This is a genomic window from Coprococcus sp. AF19-8AC, assembly GCF_003603115.1.
In the GTDB taxonomy this organism is placed as follows: domain Bacteria; phylum Bacillota; class Clostridia; order Lachnospirales; family Lachnospiraceae; genus Coprococcus; species Coprococcus aceti.
The window spans coordinates 99655-118468 of the sequence record NZ_QTMI01000002.1 but is presented as its reverse complement, the minus strand read 5'-3'; the positions used below and the strand labels follow the sequence as shown (position 1 = coordinate 118468).

Here is an 18814-nt window from a genome sequence, read left to right as displayed (position 1 = left end):
GAGACTGATAGAAAAGGACAGGTAAAATGATATGAAGAAACACGATATAGTTGAAGGTGTGATAGACACATATGAGTTCCCGAACAAGGGCAGCTTTCATATGGATGACAGAAAAGTAACAGTTAAGGGTGCGATAAAAGGTCAGAAAGTGAGCTGCCGTATAACCAAGCTGAAGAAGGGCAAGGCGGACGGAAGGCTCCTTGAGGTTCTTGAGAAATCTGAGCTTGAGGATGCTTCGCCAGTGTGTTCGCATTTTGGTATGTGCGGTGGCTGCAGTTACCAGACGCTCAGCTACGAGAACCAGCTCAAGGTGAAGGAGGAGCTTGTCAAAGGCCTCCTTGACGGAGTGATAGACAGCGAGGTTCACCCTTATGAGTGGCAGGGGATACTTGCATCTCCTGTGACAAAGGGATACAGGAACAAGATGGAGTTCTCATTTGGCGATGAGTATAAGGATGGTCCGCTGGCACTGGGACTTCACAAGAAGAACAGCACGTACGACATCGTACAGATGGATGACTGCTATATAGTAAATGATGATCTGAACAAGATAGTGAAATATACTGTCCAGTTCTGCAAGGAGGCGGGACTCCCATATTACAAAAAGATGCAGCACGAGGGGCTTCTGCGCCATCTGGTTATCAGACGTTCGGCGACAAATGGCGATCTGCTGGTGAATCTGGTGACAACCACCCAGAATCTGGCGGCTCTCGACCTTGATGCATACGTGAAGGGGCTGCTGGAGCTGCCGCTTGAGGGAAAGATCGCAGGAATCCTTCATACGGAAAATAACTCCATGGCGGATGCGGTCATCAGTGACAGGACAAATCTGCTATACGGAACAGAGTATATATATGAGACTGTCCTTGGACTTCAGTTCAAGATATCGCCGTTCTCATTCTTCCAGACAAATACCAAGAGCGCTGAGAGACTCTACGACAAGGCTCGTTCGTATGTGGGTGATACAAAGGATGCTGTCATATTCGACCTCTATAGTGGAACCGGAACGATAGCCCAGCTTCTTGCGCCTGTTGCAAAGAAGGTCATCGGCGTAGAGATCGTTGAGGAAGCTGTGGAGGCTGCCCGTGTGAATGCGGAGCTCAACGGCCTTGACAACTGTGAGTTCATCGCGGGGGATGTTCTTAAGGTCATAGATGACATAGAGGAGAAGCCGGATTTCATAGTTCTTGATCCACCACGTGACGGAATCAACCCAAAGGCTCTGACAAAGATCATTAACTATGGAGTGAAGGAGCTTGTGTACATAAGCTGCAAGCCTACATCACTTGCCAGGGATCTGGTGACTCTGCAGGAGAACGGATATTTCGTGACTAAGGCATGCGCTGTCGATCAATTTCCGGGTACTGTTCATGTAGAAACAGTCTGCCTTCTGTCGAGAAAAGCTCAATAAATCAAAGGATTTTGCCATTTGGGGAATAAAATAGATGTGCGTTTCTGTTTCCGTAGAGTGATGATATAAGTGGAGGTTTACCCCAGGGGATAGGCTTGGGGGAACAGGAGATATACATTTTGGCGAAAGGATACTTTTCGCCAAAGTGATATAATGAAATTGATATTGGTATAAGAACGAAGGTGATTGGATGAAAATGTTTGAATTTACTGGATTAAGAACCCTGCATAAAGACATGATGAAAAAGGGAGAAGAGAGAGCAACATTTCCATTTGGGTTTAATGGAAAAATTTTTAGTTGTATTTTCTTGACGGATATAATTCCATACCGCTTGTATTTGACAACTTTAGGATTATATCCGGTGGTATTTGAATTGGAAATAGAGAAAGGGTATAAGGCCAAATGTTTTATTGATGATTATAAAAAATTGGTAGATTATCTTGAAATAAAATATGATCCAACGCATAAATTTGTTCCGCTAGACTTTTTTGAAGCGTTAAATAAAAGAATTCCTAAAGAATTTATGATGCGCCCAGATTATAAAGAGACATTAAAAATTGCTTCTAAAAAAAGAAAAATTGAAGAAGAAGCTAAGGTATATTTTTGTGGTTGGAGAAGGAACGCAGCGGGGCAGAATGTACGAGAGAAAAATCTTGAAAAAACGAGAAGCGCATTTGGAGATGCAAAGGCAGAAATGTGTAAAAGAAAAAATATTAGTTCCTGTTGGACAGATTGTGCCTATGAAGAAGAATTGAAAAAATTGAATGATATAATTACAATGTGATTTAGAAAAGATATACTTTTTTGTGGTTTTGGAGGCAATAAGATGACTACAGAGTTAGAGCACAAGCCGCTACTTGACGGGAATGAACCAAATGGGCCCCATTGAAAGATACGAGGAAGCAGTTAGGCAGAGATATTAGTTTAAGCGGAGGATGGATCATGAGCTTTTTAAAGTTATTACATGGTACGAAAAAAAAGAAAGATTTATTTGATATTGCCTGTGATTATGATGGCTATGACATTGTTTATGAAGAAGAGACAACTGACATAAATTTGTATAAGTTTTTTAATGAGATTATCACTAATTCAAGATATGACATCACAGTTCTGCCTGAGTATCGATTATTAATGGAAAATAATACAGAAGATGCATTTAATGAGTTCTATGATGCATGGGTTGATGCATTAATTGATCGGGGGTTCCTGTTTCATTTGGATGGTGAGGTGTCTATGGAGCAGTTTACGAAGGGGATTAATCGTATATTATCCGATATTGGATGTGAGAAACAGTTAGATTTGACTTTATTGGATCGGATGTATCAGGAAGAATTACAAAACTACTGTTTAAATGGGAAGGAGATTCATGAAGAAATCAATTATGATATTTTACAAAGCAATGTGATTGCTCGTGAATTGAGGTTGATAGGTTACGAACTAATAAGTTTGTTCAATGGATTTGATAATTACGATAAAGCTGTTATTCCTATTATAAAAATAGATGATTTAAAAGGAATTGAATCTATATTTAAGTAAAAATGATGAAAGCTATTTTGATATAGTTCTGAATTCGGAAAGGAGAATGGTACTATAGCAAAGAGAAAGACGCTGCCGAAGGATTTTGAGCAATTGGTAGAGGCTGGAAATGAGCAGGAAATCAAAAGTGTATTCGAAAAATGCGACATCAATGCATACGGAGGATACAATAAAGGAAATAGGTGATGATATGGAGTTAGAGAATAACGATGATAAGTTTAATATTGAAAAAACAGATACCATTGATGGCTTGGCATATGAACAAGACACCTCCAGCTTGTTACTTCTTCTTACAGACGGAATGGACTGGTCAGATATGAATCGACATTTATTGCTGTTGCAAGATAAACTCAATACCTATATCTGGTACATAGATTCAGGACAATATAAAGAAAAGTACCCAAATGTTAAAAGCGTAGAACTGCGTGTTAGTTTTTTGTTTGAGGAACCAGAGATATGCCGTAAGCTTTTAGAAAGAGCAAAGCAGGTGTTTGTCGATGTATTTGAGAATGTTGAGATGATTGTGGAGCATGGAACAAAATAGATAAACGGTGCTAAATCAGAAAAACATATGAAGGAAAATGTTGCTGTCATATCAGGAGTGTTTGGAAAAATATGGAACGGATTATAAAATTAAAAAATGTGTTCAAGAAGGGGAACTGTATGTAAAAGAAAAAGGCATCTATTCTGATAAGAGATGTGTGCCGGAGCTGGAGATTATTTCTAAGAAATATCCCGATGCAATTATAACTCTGAATAGTGCCTTTTATTACTATGGATTGACGGATACCATACCAAATTTTTATTATGTTGCGACACCGAAAAATACAAGAAAAATCAGCGATGAAAGAGTGAAGCATTTTTATGAAAACAGCGAAGCATTTGATATGGGCAAAACTACAATGAATTATGATGGTGTGGATATTGTAATTTATGATAAAGAGCGTCTTCTTGTGGAACTGATACGGAATAAAAGAAAATTTTCTTTTGATTTGTACAAAGAATTAATTGCAAGTTATAGAAAGATTGTTCATGAACTGGATATGACTTTAGTTGCAGAATATGCGTATGAATTACCAAAGTCAAACATGGTAATGGAGACACTTAGATTGGAGGTTTTATGATGATAAATATACAGAAGCTTATTGAAGAAGCAAATGAAAATGGTTATCAGGGAGATAAGGCGTCAGCGAAAGTGTGTCAGGATATTGTGTTAAAAGCGTTATCGATTGGCCCATTGAGTAGAAATGTTACGATTAGGGCCGATTAGGTTAAGAATAGACTAGAACGTCGAGAAACTTTGAAGAAGAGAGGAAAGTAGAGGGGACTTCAATGAAAAATAAAGTAAAATTTGTATCTATTTTGGGTGATTCTATAAGTACATATTCAGGATATAATCCGATTGGATATAAGGTGTTTTATGATGAGTACAACTCTTTAAGAAATGACATGACATCGGTATATGATACATGGTGGGCAAAGGTAAACCAGTTCATTAACGCCTACATTTGTGTTAATAATTCTTATTCTGGAAGTAAGGTTGCAGGTGAAAAATTCCCTAGTGGAAATTGTGATCAGCGTACATCAAATTTGCATACAGAGCAGTACACACCTGATATGATTCTAATATATTTAGGGTTTAATGATTTTGGAAACGGTGTTCATATTACAAATGATAAGTTGGGAAGCCCTTCATTTTTCTCGTCCTATTATAATATGTTGCAAAAGATAAAGATGAATTATCCGAAAAGTAGAATTATATGTGGGACATTGATGGAAAGTTATATGAAAGGCGATAATAGTTGGAAATTTCCACATAAATGGGCTGGTGTATCGATATATGAATACAATGCGGCAATAAAAATTGCTGCAGAAATTGCGGGAATTGAAGTTGCAGATCTGGCATCACAGAATTTACGTTATGAAACATTAGACGGATCACACCCTACAAAAGAGGGGCATATAACTTTGGCAAAAGCATGGATTAATTGTTTGAAAAAAACAGTATAACAGATGGAGATAAGGAGGAAAACAAATGCTGCTTATAGGATCCAGGATTCAGGAGTACCGGAAGAAAGCCGGGCTGAATCAGGAGGAATTTGCGGAAAAGATGGGAGTCAGCAGACAGGCTGTGTCCAAGTGGGAGAGGGATAAGGCGTATCCTGATTTGGACAGGCTTGTGTGTATATGTGAGATTCTGGATGTACAGGTTGGAGAACTTATATATGGAAAGGGTGATGAGCCGGAGGCGCCGGAAGAGGTGTCCGGGGATGGGACTTCAGCGAATAATGCTGTCCATCTGAAGAATCTCAGGGGAAAAGGCAGGCTTGCCAGATTGAAAATATTATTTTGCGTGATGGCAGCCATATGCGTTTTCTGTGTAATTGTGGTGGCGGTGCTGTTTGTGAGGAACGAGTGGACCAGCCATTCAGATAAGAACGGAAATGTGCGCGTGGAGAAGGTGTATCAGCAGTATACAAAAGCTGATCTGGCATATTTGGATGACAATGGCCGAAAGATCATGGATACTGTGTGGCTTGATGTACCGGGGGTACGAGATGGAGATTACATACAGTTGTACACAGGGGCGGACGGTAATGGACTGTTTCTGAATTACAAGACATCAACCATAGTTGCCGCAGCATTTGTCATGCTGGTGTTTATTATTCTTCTGACCCTCATTGGGCTTGAGATAAGAAGGATGAAGAAAGAAGATACACTTCAGATCATACTTGAGGATAAGACAGCCGATGAAAAAATGTAAAAAAATTGTCTGCGCGATCGTAATAGCATGCATACTGGCGGGAGCTGCATTTGTCGCTCTTGAGTTTATGGGCGTTATTGATCTGAACAGTGCGCAGAAGACGGAAGAAAAAAGTGAAACTGAACAGGATGGAAATAAAATAGCTGACGATGAGACAGAGCCTTGGCATATAGTGTTCAAGGGATATGCCTTCTCTGTGAATCCGGTAGGACAGGCAATCATACATGAGAGTGGCTGCCTTAATATAAGAAGCTGTGATGATTATCTGATACAGATCGATGTGGAGGATAAGACGATGGCGGATTTCTGGGACAACAGAGAGCAGCGCAAGAAAAATATTGAGGACGCAGGTTATGTGATGGAGCTGGAGCCTGAGAAGTTCGAGATACAGGGGAAGGAATATATCAGATACATAGCGAGTCTTGCAAATGAACGAGGTGCGAAGTTCGACAGATCATATTTTTATCAGCTTATATGTGATGCCGGGGAAGGGCAGCGTTTCTTTACTTCGATAAGATTTGATGAGATAGATATAGATGCGCTGAGCGGGTCGGAGAGAGCTGAGGTATATGAGAAGGCTGCCGATGAAGCTGTGGCTATTGTTGCGGGGGCCGTTCCCACAGATGAGGCAAATGATATGACAGGCTCATACTGGCAGGAGGACGAAGCTATGGAGACGGGAGTAGTGGACAGTGTCGTGAATGGAGATACTACCGTGTCATATGAAATCCCTGAAAAATACAGCCTTCAGAATGAGGATTTGTCAGGTAAGACATACTATTCAGACGGTGATAAGATCACGGTTGTGACTTCGATCGTACCGTATAGTTGGATGACAGCATCTGATATGGCAGACAGAAAGACCGGGGCCGGAATATCAAAGGTAACAGAGGAAGGTCAGTGTGAGGTAAATGGTGTGACATTTTATTACTACACATATTCGACCTTATATATAAAGGACGGCAAGAGAAATATCACATACTATTTTAATGCATATGCTGATCTGAAGGATGGGAACATATATACAGTCAGCGGATTTGCTGATGATAATCCGGATGCCATGGACAGAGACACTTATTATAGTTTCATGAACATTACGGAGAAATAAACACTATAGATTACAAAAAAGTGACGAAAACACCTATGATTTCGGTTCGCTACCCATAGTTGCCCCGTTGCAACCGATTACGGCTTGATAAAATATAGTGACATTCTTAATAATAAAGCCACTAGGTTTTAAGGAGGATTATTATATGAGGAACAAGAAAATGCTGATTGCAGGACTTATCACGGTGGTGATGGGAATTTCTATAGTTGGATGTGGAAATGATGGCAAATCCACCAGAGAGACGGAGTCAACAGAGCAGGTAACCGAAACAGAAGTGGCAACGGAGGAGGAATCTGAGGCTGAGGATACAGGTGATACTGAATCTGATGATTCATATGCAGATGAAACCGATTACAGTGATGACAGTGAGAAATCCACAGAATTTACGATGCCTGTATATGAGGATTTCACATTGGCATCGGGACTCAGCGAGAATTACGCAGATCTTGACAATAGGTCATTTGTATATAATGGAAAGAAATTCACTTTAGGTGAGTCCACCTTGAAGGATCTTATAGACGGTGGAATACCATTTGAGCAGAATTCTCTCAATAACAGTGGCAACAATGTAAATAAAAATTACGAAACTGACAGATACACAGCAGAAATCAATGACTACGTAACGATGCAGTTTATGTTTGGCAACTTTACTGACAGTGAGCGGAAGGCAGAGGATTGCGTTCTCTCATATGTAAGGTATTCACACCTTTTTGTGCCAAACCCGGATTATGATGCCAGCATGAATGCAGAGATCAGTGAGATGATGCTTGACGGCGCAAAGCAGGTGAACTTCTCATTCCCTACAACTATCACCAAGGATCAGTTGCTTGAAAAGTGCGGTGAGAATGCAGAAGTAGATGGCAAGATAGTCAAGTACAGTGTAGATTCTGAGGTTTATATGGGAAGCAGCGGCTATACATTTGAGTTTGACGATACAACAGGACAGCTCAAAGAGGTCAGAATAAGCTGGCTTCCGTAACTAAAAAGTAATCAGAATAAGAGCCAGAAGAAAAGCCGGATATCTCTATAAAATAGGGATACCCGGCTTTTGTAAACCAAATGTATGCTGTGGACAGCAGAATGAAATCCAAAGGTATTCTCAGTAATTTCTCTCTACTTACATATTATGCAGAAATGTGTGATATGGATAAAACACATATCTCACCTTACTAATAAAATATGACAAAAAAGTACATTAAGTGGTACTTGGAGTTGACAATTACCCGATTCACAATTACTATAAACCCTGTGATTTCATAGTGAAAATCTGCTCGGATGCCGTCCTGAAAAGCATCCGATCAGGGGGAAATTCGGTGAGATTCCGGTGCAACCGCCATTACTGTGTTAAGACTTGTGTCTTTCAGTCAGAATGCCCGCAGATTTTATGAGATTTCCGGCCGCGTGACGGCGTCTGACAGACACAGACAGCCGGGATATGCGGAGTACCCGGATGCGGATGACACGACAGTTCATCTGTTAGCTTTTGGGCGTGGGAAAAGCAGAATACATATTCCCTGCTTTATAACCTACAATTAAATAAAGAAAGGAAAATAGGAGATGAAACGAATCAGGACATTGATGCTTTCATTCTTATTGGCATGCGCAGTTTTAGTGGCACCATTTGCTTCAAATGCAAGCTGGGGCTATGTTCAGGCTGCCGCCGCAGAGAGTGATGGCGAAGTTGATTACAGCACTGAGTACGTTGTGCTGTCTCTTGAGGGATTTACTCTTGGTCAGGGCTTCTATATCGAGCCGGAGAGAATGTCCTACAAAGAGATCGGTGAAGTCTGGAAAGAGGAAGGCATAGACATCGACCTGTCTAAGCTTACCGTATCACAGGCTACTTACGCGTTTTTCAAGAAAGAGGGACTTGAAACAGAACCTTCAGGAACAGACAAATACAATAGTTCCGATTATTATCTTGCCAACATAAAGGGCATTGATAAGGGAGCTGCAAATGTTCCACAGGAGCTTAAGGATGCTTATCAGAAGAAGAATGGAAAGGCACTTGAGCTTAAGGACAAGACAGGAAAAGATCTTGGCCAGTTTGATTATTTCAGCATGTCTGGCTGGATGAACACAGTTGACAATATACTGGGAAATGTCGGCGCAGGAGAATATCAGGTAGATTCTGCAGCCGGAGTAGACAATACACACGTTATCCGTTGGCAGTTCACGCTCGCAGATTATGGCGCAGATCTGGGATATGGCTACAATCCGGATAAGAATACATTTGACTCTGAGTATGCATACTATGAGACTCAGGACAAGACAGAGCTCTATGTGCTCTATGCAGAGCATGCAGATGAGATAGCTAAGGACGAGGCTCTACGTGAAGAGGTTCAGGCGGTCATGACAGATCTCACTGCAACTGCAGATGAGGTTCAGGCAGTTGAGAAGAAGATCAGGGGTGACAAGAGAAATACAGTATCTGTAACCATGAATTATTCTGCTCCTTACATGACTCTGGCTGATTCAGAGGGCAATGAGATTGAAGTTGGAGAGCCTGATGGCAGCAAGTATACCCTTGAGCTTGAGCCGGGTACATACCGTCTGTCAGCATATCAGAAGAGCGGTGACGAGAAGACAGATATGGGATCTATAGATCTCGTAGTCACAGACGATCCACAGCAGTCATACAGCATATACAGCATCACAGATATAGCATGTACAGGTTATGACACTGTAGATGGCAACAAAAAATATTGGAAGGAAGACGTTGATTATACCGTCACAGGTAAGGTTATGTCTCCTGACAATGTGGACAGACATGCAGAGTTTGTAAAGACCAGGGAGGGGTCAGATGACTCCTGGGCAAAGTATGCAGGACTGTTCTACTATGCTGATATGGTGTCAGTGACATATGATCCGGTTGGAGATAGAGCAGATGACTATATCTCTAAGACTGTGTCAAACACACTTACATCCAACAGAAGCTACGGTTATTCAGTAGCTCTTGCAGCGGCAAAGACAGTAGAGTTCACAGTTCCAGAGGGAACTGAGCTCAGAGTTGGTACACTTTCAACATACTATATATATAAGGATGAGGCTGGCATCAAGATAGACAGCAAGGATGCCGGATATGACACATACAAGTATAAGCTTGGAAGTGGTATCACATATTACTACCGTGTAACTGGTGGAGAGGGAGTTACATACTGGAACTGGTTCTCCACAACCACAGATGCTGAGTACAAGGTAACAGCCGAGGATATGTACATCGGCGACAGCACATATGGCCCTGGCACAGTTGTACATGACATGTCAGCCAACAGCTCAGATGTCGCAGATATCTACATGACATCCAATGAGAAGGGCTATGTGTCAATGCAGAAGGGTGACAAGTATCACCTTGAGTGCTTCCGTAACTGGCAGGCTATAGAGGGTATCATGAATGCAAAATCAGCAGAGCCTGATTATCACTACACAGTTATCGATGAGAATGGTAACCCATCAAGTGATGTGATCAGCGTTGTACCTGGCGAGCATTCAGAGATAGCAGAGATCGAGGCAAAGTCAGAGGGAACAGCGATACTTCTCGTAACCTATGATGCAGAGATCAACAAGCCTGGTATGGGCGGTTCATTCTTCAGTGCGATCTGGCCTGAAAACACAGGTGTAGTCGTATTCACTGTAGGAAATGACGGCTCAGACATTCAGACAAATATGACATTAAATGCAGGACGCAACACAGAGACTGCTAAGACTGCTGTAGACAATCTGGATGCACAGATCGATGTTCTGTATTATCTTGAGGGAGCAGCCGGTGCAGAGTACACATTTACACCGGAGGATGGAGTGGCAGTATCAGTTCTTCATCCACAGATCACGGGAAACAAGCTTACATACAGTGGATTTACAACAGCAGATGTCAAGAAGAATGATGATGGAAGCTACACTGTAAGCGGTCTCACAGAGGGATCAAACATAATAAAGGTGACAAAGGACGGAGTTAGCACATATCAGGTAGTACGTGCAAAGGAAGTCCCGGTATCATACACATATAAGAACGCTGATGGTGACGAGATCTCAGCAGATGAACTCAGAGCCGGTGATACCATAGAGGTTTCATATGGTAAGCGTACAGAGGATGGCAAGAAGGCATACGACGGTCTGTATATTCCGGCCAACAAGCTTGCAGGAATTTACAACATGGCCGGAACTATAAAACTGTCAGATGGTGAGGGAAATGAATTCTCAGGAGCAAGCAACCAGTATGCATTTGCATCATATCCTGCTGCCCAGACAGTTACAGTCAAGATACCTCAGTATTTTGCAGGTGACGAGTACACGCTGAGCGGAGTTCTGTATGAGGGCGGATTTGGTTCGCCATACGGTTCACACAGAGAGGTCCGCCATGCAACAGGAAAGCCTGTACAGATGGCAGCAAGCGTACGTGTGGCATACCTTGGAAGTCTCCCGGATATGTCATTTAAGCTGGCAAAGACAGACTTTGTCCAGGTAAAGCTTGATGTAGTGGATGGTGCTACAAACGAAGCAGTAGAAGGATATAAGGTAAGCATAAAGGATACTGAAGGAAATGCCGTAACAGTAAAGGACGGCAGCTTCAATGGTCTTGCAGGCAGACAGTACAATTACACTATGAAGTGTGCCGGATACATGTATGCCGAGGGAACATTTGAGATCCCGGAGGATACTTCCGGCGAGATGTCACAGACCATCAGCCTCACAGCGTCAAGTGCAACTGCTTGGGATGGCGAGAGCAAGACCGAGCCCGAACAGGTTGACGGAGTATACCAGATCAGCACAGGTGCAGAGCTGTACTGGTTTGAAAATGAGGTAAATGTCAATAAGAAGGTCGACATAAATGCAGTGCTCACAGCGGATATCAACCTTGCAGGATATAGCTGGACACCAATAGGTACATCGGGTGCCATATACATGGGTTCATTTGACGGCCAGGGACATACTATCAGCAATCTGTATCAGAATGATATAGGCTACTCAGGAATATTTGGACAGGCGGGTGCAAGGATCAGCGGCCTCACAGTAGAGGGAACTATCATCATGAGCACCAAGACTGCAGCAGGAGCGGTTGTGGGATACCTGTATCAGGGAACCACAGATGCACCGGCAAGAGTAGCAGGTTGTACATCTAAAGTAAATATCACTTACACAGGCACAAATACATCAGCTTCGATAGGTGGTCTGGTAGGATACTGTAACACGAACAAAATAAGCAACACAGTGATTGAGAACTGTGTAAATCATGGAACTATTAAGGCAGAAAACGGTGGTACCGTCGGCGGAATCATAGGATCTATGAGCAGCCGAAATATCTGCGTACAGAATTCGACAAACTATGGTGACATCACAGCCAAGACAAATGTTGGTGGAATACTCGGAAGCCACAATGAATACTATCCACAGGATCCTGGATGCAAGATCATTTCATGCTACAATGCAGGAACGATCACAGGACAGACAAATACAGGCGGTATTGCAGGTGTTTTCAAGGGTAATACGTCAAATGACGCAGGCGTGGAGATCACAGACTGCTACAGCGCAGGAACTGTAAATGGCAGCGACACAGCCACAACAGGCGTATTTGCAGGCTATTCAGAGGATCTGACAATATCAGGATCTGCATATTCATGCACAGCCGCAGCAGATGAGAGCATCACAGAGGATCAGGCTTCATATGTATCGGCTGCTAATATAGAGGCAGTCAAGAAGCTCACAGTTGACACAGTTACCAAGATCAATGACGGAGAGGCCATCTTGAACGTGGCACCTGCAGCAGAGATCATGGCAAATGTTCCTCTGACAGCAGAAGATGGAGAATTTGTAGAGACATACAAGAAGGTAAGAACTGTAATTGACGGAGTTACTATCTTCAACATAGGTGTATATGACTACACAGCAAGTGCAGCCGGAATAAATGGTGCATCAAAGGATGGAGTTATCCTTGAGAACACAAAGGTTGAGGCAGCTTCAGCGGTTGACGCTGTAAAGCGTGCACTGGATAATGCCGGAATAGCCTACGATATTCAAGAGTCAGCTTATGGCCCATATATCGTATCTGTAAACGGACTTGCATCAGTTGCTGACTACTCAATGTCAGGATGGATGCTGTCATACAACGGAGACGACTTTGACAACGGTGGGCTTGGTTCACTGGATGCAAAGGATAACGACACTATCGAGCTTCACTATGAGCTCACAGGAGCAGATGTAGCAGCATCATTCTCAGGACTTCCTACATTTGAGTCCATGACAATAGATGGAACAGAGATAACATTTACCACAGAGACAGAATACGATGAGAATTGGAATTCTATCTACACATACAAGGCAAATGGAGAGGTTCTGAATGGAACAGGAACAAAGGCTGATCCATTTGAGGTCGGTGTTGTATTGCCGGAGAGCGCAGATCTTGTAAAGCTTGACATGACATACAAGACAACTGCGGATGGCCATTATGTTGTGGTTGACGGACTTTCAGCCAAGATCAACCTGACAAATGATGTTGTGTGCAGGATCACATCAAGAGGTGGAAGAACTGCATGGTACAAGATCATGGCAGTGACAGCACTCACTGAAGACAATACAAAGCTTGAGATAGCAGACGCAGAGTACACTGGAGAGGAGCTCACACCGGAAGTTACCGTATATGTAAATGACAAGAAGCTTGATCCAAGCAGCTATGAGGTTACATACAGTGATAACGTAAATGCCGGAAAGGGTACTTGTACGGTAAAGGGAACTGGTAAGTTCTCTGGTACAATTCAGGGCGAGTTCGAGATAAAGAAGTCTACAAAGACGATAACTACAGAAAAGACTGAGATCGAGGTTCTTGAAAATGCAGAGCCATTTGATCTCAAGGTTACAGGACAGGGTACACTTACATTTGCATCATCTGCACCAGAGGTGGCAGAGGTAGATCCTGAGACAGGACGTGTGACAGTCAAGGCTGTCGGTGAGACTGAGATCACAGTTTCATCTGAGGGAACAGAGAACTACGAGGCTGGACAGATCGTTATCAAGATAAAAGTCAAGGAGGTTCCTGTAGAGCCAGAGGAGCCGGATACAAAGGTTACACTCACAAAGGACAACACAGTTATAGAAGTTGCAGATGTGACATATACAGGCAAGGCACAGAAGCCTGAGGTTACAGTAACAGTTGACGGTAAGAAACTTGAGGCGGCTGATTATACAGCATCGTATGCAAATAACGTGAACGCCGGAACAGCCAAGGTAACTATAACAGGTAAGAACGATTATACAGGCAGTGTTGAGCAGACCTTCAAGATCAATAAGGCAGACCAGACAGTGACAGGCAACACATTATATGTATACAACAGATATATAACCGTTAAGGCTGCCGGTAAGGGAACTGTAACTTACTCATCAACAAACAAGAATATTGCGATAGTGAACAGCAAGTCAGGTCTTGTGAGAACCAAGAAGCCGGGCAGAGTACAGATAAAGATCACTGTCTCAGGAAACAGCAATTACAACAAGGCAAGCGGAATAGTAACTCTGATAGTTACCCCTGCAAAGTCATCAATAACAAAGCTTGCATCAAACAGCAGCAGAAGTCTTAAGGTGACCTACAAGAAGGTAAGCGGTGCTACCGGATATCAGATAACATATGCTACAAACAAGAACTTTAAGTCTGCAAAGACAAAGTATGTGAGCGCAAAGTATGGCAGTGCAACTATCAAGAATCTAGCAAAGAACAAGAGATACTATGTGAGAGTAAGAGCTTACAAGACAATAAATGGCAAGAGATACATGGGACTTGGCAGCTCAGTGAAGTCTGTCAAAGTAAAATAATTCTCAGGCCATAGAAACGCAGAGATGATCCGGAGGAAAGAGGTATGGAGAACAAGAGAGCTGGCTATACACGTGAAGAATGTTGTCAGATGCTTCTGGACGCATATATTTCACTTGGAAGATATCCGAAAAAGTCAGACTTTACACCGGAGCAGGTTGGCTGGATAAAATCCTACCTTGGGCCATGGCCGAGAGCCCTTGAGGCCTGTGGCATTCTTCCTGACCGGTCTGCGGAGCGGGCTGAGGCAAAGAAGCATAAGCGCATAGCTTCCAAGAGGAAGATGACCCAGTACAAGCTTGCGAAGCAGAACGGGAAAACTGAATAAAAAATTTTAAACCACAGGTTTATCATCAACTTGATAGAAAATTAAGGAAAATCAAGCTTTAAAGCCATTTGCAGCCTATGAAAATAACTCATAGGGGCAGAAAAGGGGCAAAATTTAAAAGACGGCCATTCAGTGTGAAAACTGAGTGGTCGTCTTTTTTTAGTTGATAATTGATATGGTGTCAACAGCTTCATTATCTTTCTGCTTCATCTTTTGAGTAACATGAATATATATTGCTTTGGTTATTTTGTCATCATGATGTCCAAGTCGACGAGATATTTGTTCTGCAGACATAACTTCAGCTAGGAGAGATGCGTGAGTGTGGCGCAGTTTGTGTGTCGTTATTTCTCTCCCAAGAGATTTAAGTGAAGCGGCCTTTAAATGATTATTATATGTTAAATAAACCATGTAGTTGCCTGTTTTTAAATTTGGTATGAAGAGGCTGCTCTTAATACCTTTTTCAAATAGAACCTCTTTTCGCCAAAGTCGTAACTTTTTGATGAGCGTGAGCAATTCAGGTTGTATATGAATGTCTCTGATCGAATCGCTTGTTTTTGCAGATGTAACATATCCTGTTGAAGGATAATAAGTTTTTGTTATGTGTATAGTGTTTATTCTTAAATCAACGTCGGCATCTTCAAGAGCAATGAGTTCACCTATACGCATCCCTGTAAGGATCATGAAATATGATGTATAGTAATCCTGCCATTGGTTGTTATCTCTAAAGTAATTAAGTAGTTTTTTGATTTCATCAGGCTCAAGGTATTCGTTACTGATATCGTATACCTCTGGTATCTCATCTGGGCTCTCCTTATGGATATAGTCAAGCTTGAACCATATATCATTGTTTGAATGATAATCGCTTTTAATTCCCCATTTCAAAGCGAATTTTAAGAATTTTATATATGTATTCACGGTGTCTATATTTTTCCCCGAAGAGAGAAGTCTATCATTTACATAACGAGGAGAGAGTTTATCAACAAGTACGTCATTACCGATTATATTTATACAGCAATTTATGTTAGTGCTTTCTGTTCTGATTGTGCTTTCTTTCCTTTTGCGCTGTCGCAATGATGCTATATAAGCATCAGCCAGCTCCTTGAGTGTTGTATCTGATTTAACCGGGGATGCAGTCAACAGCTTATCTATTTTCCCCTGTAAAATTCTGGTTGCCTTGTTCTTATTCTGCGGTGATGCCTTAGGCATCGTCACTGTGACCTTTTTAATCTTCTCTGTGAGCGGATCTGTGTACCTCTCACAATACTTTACGGTTCCATTTTTTTGTATTTCTGACCACATAATATCAACTCCTCTAAAAATAGGCATAAAAAATAAGCCTATCAAAAGTGGAAGGCTTATGGTATAATATAGTTTGCGATCACTGTTATTCATAAGCCTTCGGTTTGTGGGTAACTTCCCTCAGGTGTACCCGCACCTGGGGGATTTTTTTATAATGTGAAGATGATATTATTCATCCTCATCATCTGTCTCATCCTCTGTTGAATATTCAGAAGTATATGCTTCAGAACTTGACAGCGACTGTCTGTATTCTTCAGCAAGCATTGTTCTGTTGAACTCTGCAGTAGGGCAGATCTCATTTACAAGTTCTTCAAGTTCATCTATTGATACATTAAAGAACTCTTTTCTAAGATTTACCTTGTTTACTCGGCGATCATTAAGTCTCTTGTGAAGTTCGGTTTCAAGACCAGAAGCGTCATCAGAGAAAATAAAGCTGTGTACATCAAATTTGAACGGAACAGAAGCATCTCCAAGTTCATTAACTCTATCCTGTGGATTTATTCTTCTTGTCATTCCGACTTTGAATACATTCTCACCAAATGAACCCAAGTTGCTGATAATATAAACATTACCAGCTTTACCATTTTGCAACTTTGCTATTTCATCCTTTTTGATTGTTACATCTGCAAGCTGAGCCTGCAGTTCAAGGATACGAGCTTGCAGAGCAGCAAGGGCTTCACCCTCTGAAGCTTCCGCCTGTTCTTTGAGGGAAGATATCTGATTCTCATATTTTGACTCTTCAAGCTCCACTTTTTTACGTTCGGACTCAAGAGCCTTGCGCTCCTCTGCCTCCTGACGCATCTGTTCTTTGATTGCAAGCTGTTCTTGCTTTGCCTGTTCTTTCTTGACGTAGTAGTTATACTCTATCTTTGCGGCATTAATGAAAAGATATTCTATTTCACCTATGAACTTAGTAAGAGTTCCGGCAATTGTTTGATTACCTTCAGCTGCAATCTTTAGATACTTAGCACAGATATCTTTTATTTGTTCAATACCGTTGTCAAGCTTGTCATATTTTAAATTATACAAGACGTTCTGCATCTCAGATTCCAGCCCCTTGACAATGAGGTCATAAATCGTTTTGTTGGCTTTAGTAGTGTATCTGATAGCATATTGCTGTCTGAGAGTGTCAATGGATTTCTCATTTTCTCTGTATGCTTTTCGCAAGCTTTTTATATCCATACAATGTAATTTAAGGATAACAGATGGGGCAATGAGATTAGCATCCTCAATAACTGATTGGCTAATTCGGCATTCGTTATATGGAATGTCAGCAGTGATGAAGTTATCTAATGCATATTCAATACTGCAGTAGATCTCCTTAGCACGAGAGATCTTTCGTTCCTGGGCCACTACTGATTTTTGCAGTTTATCATCTTTTGCCTGAAGTGTAGCAATGTCTGAACGCAATTTATCTATAGTGGCAAGGTTTTCGGATATTTCGGCATTCACCTGATTAAGCTTAGCCATCGACTGCTGATGGTCATGCACTCCTAAATCCTGCATAGTCTTATTCAGGTCTTGCATTGCTTGATTCATCTGAGCATTCTGAGCCGCAAGTTGGGCATTCTGTTGAATAATTTGTTGATTGGTTTCTTTTTGTTTCTTTTCGTCCAAGGTCTTCATTATCATCAATACTATGCCGCCGATTGCTGGAAGTATAAGAAACCAGCATGCGCATAGAATAGCAATAAACCATGTACTTAAATACCATTTGTTTTCTTGTTTTTGATTCATCGAATCTCTCCCTTCATTTGTTAATTATTTTTGCAACCCATGTGCATAAGCCTCAATAGAATCTGCAGACTCCTTGTGAAAGTCATCCCGATCTATATGTCTGCAAGCATGGATATATGCCTCATTCAATTGTTCTGTTGTGAAGCGTGTATTAAGGAACACAGTATATGAACCATCTTCATTACACGTCACAGTTTCTTTTACTTTAGTTGCTTTCATATCAAGATACTGAATATATATATCATCCGTCATTGCTATCCCCTCCTTATTTGATTATTTATGCAATATATATATCAAAAACAGTGGGATGTTTTTTGCACAGCATTATTTATTATCTTTATTTTTGAGAGCCAAGAGCATACTCTGTACTATCTCTAAATCTTCGGGTTTGGCATCCCTTGCGGCATCAAAGAGAAGTGAGAGCTGTTTATTCTCAAATATCTCTTGTGCTTTCTGAGCAGTTTCTTCATCAAAATAGTAAGATGGTTTTGAATCAACTTCAACAATCAGATCCCCAGGTTCAACATGTAAATAATTTGCTATATCTATAATCGTATCGAGTTTAGGCACTCTTGCTCCAGAGCACCAGCCGGATACAGTAGATTTGTCATAACCCAATGCATTCACCATATCGGACTGAGTTTTACCATTAAGATTAAGATAATATTTTAATAATTTTGCGAATTGGTTAGTTCCCATCTCTTTCACACTCCTTTAATATTGATTATACTCATTTTGCGGAATATGGCAATGCAAAAAGTAAAAAAAGTTTGCAAAATGTATTGACAGTTTGCAAAATGCGGAGTATTATTCAAGTATGCTCAATGAAAGGA

The 18814-nt window shown here is 41.4% G+C and carries 16 protein-coding genes and 1 riboswitch; of the genes, 12 read left to right on the top strand and 4 right to left on the bottom strand.

Translation table 11 applies throughout. From position 1 onward, the window contains the following. The first annotated feature begins 31 nt into the window (after positions 1-31). The 12 genes from rlmD (at position 32) to DWX57_RS05425 (ending at position 14945) form a co-directional block, all read left to right on the top strand. Positions 32-1411 (top strand): 23S rRNA (uracil(1939)-C(5))-methyltransferase RlmD, encoded by a 1380-nt coding sequence (gene rlmD, locus DWX57_RS05480; RefSeq protein WP_118017948.1) that lies wholly within the window; start codon positions 32-34, stop codon positions 1409-1411. 190 nt (positions 1412-1601) lie between these two features. Then, positions 1602-2195 (top strand): DUF6037 family protein, encoded by a 594-nt coding sequence (locus DWX57_RS05475; RefSeq protein ID WP_242992633.1) that lies wholly within the window; start codon positions 1602-1604, stop codon positions 2193-2195. 158 nt (positions 2196-2353) lie between these two features. Then, entirely contained in the window at positions 2354-2947 is a 594-nt protein-coding gene (locus tag DWX57_RS05470) for a hypothetical protein (RefSeq protein WP_117875125.1), read from the top strand. A gap of 109 nt (positions 2948-3056) precedes the next feature. Further along, positions 3057-3491 (top strand): DUF6572 domain-containing protein, encoded by a 435-nt coding sequence (locus tag DWX57_RS05460; RefSeq protein WP_117549554.1) that lies wholly within the window; start codon positions 3057-3059, stop codon positions 3489-3491. A gap of 61 nt (positions 3492-3552) precedes the next feature. Continuing rightward, on the top strand, positions 3553-4071 hold the full coding sequence (locus DWX57_RS05455; RefSeq protein WP_243106177.1) for a type IV toxin-antitoxin system AbiEi family antitoxin domain-containing protein: 519 nt from the start codon (positions 3553-3555) through the stop codon (positions 4069-4071). Continuing rightward, on the top strand, positions 4068-4217 hold the full coding sequence (locus DWX57_RS14080; protein WP_158547590.1) for a hypothetical protein: 150 nt from the start codon (positions 4068-4070) through the stop codon (positions 4215-4217). The genes DWX57_RS05455 and DWX57_RS14080 overlap by 4 nt, the downstream gene beginning before the upstream one ends. A 62-nt stretch (positions 4218-4279) precedes the next feature. Next, a complete protein-coding gene (locus DWX57_RS05450) occupies positions 4280-4957 on the top strand; it encodes a GDSL-type esterase/lipase family protein (protein WP_117875129.1) in 678 nt (225 codons plus the stop codon). Between the two features lie 25 nt (positions 4958-4982). Then, a complete protein-coding gene (locus DWX57_RS05445; RefSeq protein WP_117875131.1) occupies positions 4983-5711 on the top strand; it encodes a helix-turn-helix domain-containing protein in 729 nt (242 codons plus the stop codon). Beyond that, entirely contained in the window at positions 5698-6819 is a 1122-nt protein-coding gene (locus DWX57_RS05440) for a hypothetical protein (RefSeq protein WP_117875133.1), read from the top strand. The genes DWX57_RS05445 and DWX57_RS05440 overlap by 14 nt, the downstream gene beginning before the upstream one ends. Before the next feature lie 145 nt (positions 6820-6964). Next, positions 6965-7798, top strand: coding sequence for a hypothetical protein (locus DWX57_RS05435; RefSeq protein WP_117875135.1), 834 nt, complete (start codon positions 6965-6967; stop codon positions 7796-7798). 273 nt (positions 7799-8071) lie between these two features. After that, a riboswitch (cobalamin riboswitch) is annotated at positions 8072-8214 on the top strand. Between the two features lie 162 nt (positions 8215-8376). Then, entirely contained in the window at positions 8377-14619 is a 6243-nt protein-coding gene (locus tag DWX57_RS05430) for a DUF4430 domain-containing protein (RefSeq protein WP_243106176.1), read from the top strand. 44 nt (positions 14620-14663) lie between these two features. Then, entirely contained in the window at positions 14664-14945 is a 282-nt protein-coding gene (locus tag DWX57_RS05425) for a homing endonuclease associated repeat-containing protein (RefSeq protein WP_055271920.1), read from the top strand. Positions 14946-15104: 159 nt separating this feature from the next. Here the strand turns inward: DWX57_RS05425 and DWX57_RS05420 are convergent, their stop codons facing one another. The 4 genes from DWX57_RS05420 to DWX57_RS05405 form a co-directional block, all read right to left on the bottom strand. Next, positions 15105-16244, bottom strand: a complete 1140-nt coding sequence (locus DWX57_RS05420; protein WP_165852769.1) for a tyrosine-type recombinase/integrase — start codon at positions 16242-16244, stop codon at positions 15105-15107. 168 nt (positions 16245-16412) lie between these two features. Beyond that, a complete protein-coding gene (locus tag DWX57_RS14220; protein ID WP_243106175.1) occupies positions 16413-17981 on the bottom strand; it encodes a GIY-YIG nuclease family protein in 1569 nt (522 codons plus the stop codon). Between the two features lie 24 nt (positions 17982-18005). Beyond that, complete coding sequence (locus tag DWX57_RS05410; RefSeq protein ID WP_120123198.1) at positions 18006-18233, bottom strand: hypothetical protein; 228 nt, start codon at positions 18231-18233, stop codon at positions 18006-18008. Positions 18234-18305: 72 nt separating this feature from the next. Next, positions 18306-18680: a helix-turn-helix domain-containing protein gene (locus tag DWX57_RS05405; RefSeq protein ID WP_120123197.1), complete on the bottom strand. Its 375-nt coding sequence runs from the start codon at positions 18678-18680 to the stop codon at positions 18306-18308. Between the last annotated feature and the right edge of the window lie 134 nt (positions 18681-18814).

Coding starts and splice junctions, on each gene's coding strand:
- DWX57_RS05435 (WP_117875135.1), top strand. CDS start 6,965: ATGAGGAACAAGAAAATGCTGATTGCAGGACTTATCACGGTGGTGATG.
- DWX57_RS14080 (WP_158547590.1), top strand. CDS start 4,068: ATGATGATAAATATACAGAAGCTTATTGAAGAAGCAAATGAAAATGGT.
- DWX57_RS05470 (WP_117875125.1), top strand. CDS start 2,354: ATGAGCTTTTTAAAGTTATTACATGGTACGAAAAAAAAGAAAGATTTA.
- DWX57_RS05445 (WP_117875131.1), top strand. CDS start 4,983: ATGCTGCTTATAGGATCCAGGATTCAGGAGTACCGGAAGAAAGCCGGG.
- DWX57_RS05475 (WP_242992633.1), top strand. CDS start 1,602: ATGAAAATGTTTGAATTTACTGGATTAAGAACCCTGCATAAAGACATG.
- DWX57_RS05405 (WP_120123197.1), bottom strand. CDS start 18,680: ATGGGAACTAACCAATTCGCAAAATTATTAAAATATTATCTTAATCTT.
- DWX57_RS14220 (WP_243106175.1), bottom strand. CDS start 17,981: ATGAATCAAAAACAAGAAAACAAATGGTATTTAAGTACATGGTTTATT.
- DWX57_RS05420 (WP_165852769.1), bottom strand. CDS start 16,244: ATGTGGTCAGAAATACAAAAAAATGGAACCGTAAAGTATTGTGAGAGG.
- DWX57_RS05440 (WP_117875133.1), top strand. CDS start 5,698: ATGAAAAAATGTAAAAAAATTGTCTGCGCGATCGTAATAGCATGCATA.
- DWX57_RS05410 (WP_120123198.1), bottom strand. CDS start 18,233: ATGACGGATGATATATATATTCAGTATCTTGATATGAAAGCAACTAAA.
- DWX57_RS05450 (WP_117875129.1), top strand. CDS start 4,280: ATGAAAAATAAAGTAAAATTTGTATCTATTTTGGGTGATTCTATAAGT.
- DWX57_RS05460 (WP_117549554.1), top strand. CDS start 3,057: ATGAGCAGGAAATCAAAAGTGTATTCGAAAAATGCGACATCAATGCAT.
- DWX57_RS05430 (WP_243106176.1), top strand. CDS start 8,377: ATGAAACGAATCAGGACATTGATGCTTTCATTCTTATTGGCATGCGCA.
- rlmD (WP_118017948.1), top strand. CDS start 32: ATGAAGAAACACGATATAGTTGAAGGTGTGATAGACACATATGAGTTC.
- DWX57_RS05425 (WP_055271920.1), top strand. CDS start 14,664: ATGGAGAACAAGAGAGCTGGCTATACACGTGAAGAATGTTGTCAGATG.